General features: G+C 53.1%; 1 protein-coding gene. It reads left to right on the top strand.

Going from position 1 to position 1,040, the window contains the following annotated elements:
* Window positions 1-52: 52 nt before the first annotated feature.
* The coding region (locus ACGG90_RS15635) for an IS30 family transposase (RefSeq protein ID WP_449273604.1) at window positions 53-1,040 on the top strand (988 nt) is incomplete at its 3' end.

Here is a 1,040-nt window from a genome sequence, read left to right as displayed (position 1 = left end):
GACCTGTTATCATTAAAGTTCCTACACAATTAATGAAAGAGGTATCGTCTTGATGCAAGAACAGAATATCATGTCTCACACCAAAGGTCACCATCTGACTGCTTTCGAACGTGGAAAAATCGCTGCACTTCATGGAGAGGAGAAGTCAAATCGAGAAATTGCACGCATACTTGGTATCTGCCGGCAAACCGTCGCCAACGAGCTAAACCGAGGCCAGATCGATCAGGTTCAGAAGGTCAATGGCAAGCGTGTGTATCGCACTGAATACAGCGCTGAGACAGCCCAGCTTCGCTACGAAGAGAACCGGCGGCGATGCCACAGACCTCTCAAGCTCGTCCAAGCCGCTGACTTCATCGCTCACTTCACAGAACACTTCAAACAAGACGGCTGGTCCCCAGACGCCGTGGTTGGCCGAGCCAAGGAAAAGAAGCTCTATCGACCCGAGGAGATGGTTTGCACGGCGACGCTGTACAGCTACATTGATGCTCAGCTCCTGGAGATCAAGAATATTGATCTGCTGGAGAAGACCAGCCACCACATCAAGCACAAGGCCAACACCAAGCATAAACGCCTGCTTACTGGACGCAGTATCGATGAGCGCCCCAAACGTGTGGATAGTCGCCGTGAGTTCGGCCACTTCGAGTTAGATACAGTGGTGGGTAAGCGTGATGGTCAAGAGAGCGTCATTATGACGTTCATCGAACGCAAGTCCCGTTTCCAGTTCATGCGTCTGATTGATGGCCGCGACGCCGACTCCGTAAACTACGCCATGCGCGGTATCGTTGCGGAGTACGGCGACGTCATTAAAACAATTACTGCCGACAATGGCTCTGAGTTTGCCGACCTAGACTCGGTGCTCGATGGCGTGGCCACCGTGTACTATGCGCATCCATACCGTTCCAGCGAGCGCGGCACCAACGAGGTCCACAATAAGATGGTTCGGCGAGACTTTCCCAAAGGTGAATCCCTAGACGCTGTCAGCCCACAAGCTGTCGCCGAAACTCAAGATCGGCTCAACCGCCTCCCTCGTCGCCAACTCA

This window comes from Lacticaseibacillus jixiensis (assembly GCF_042847315.1).
Taxonomy (GTDB): Bacteria; Bacillota; Bacilli; order Lactobacillales; family Lactobacillaceae; genus Lacticaseibacillus; species Lacticaseibacillus jixiensis.
This window is presented reverse-complemented; position numbering and strand designations above follow the sequence as displayed.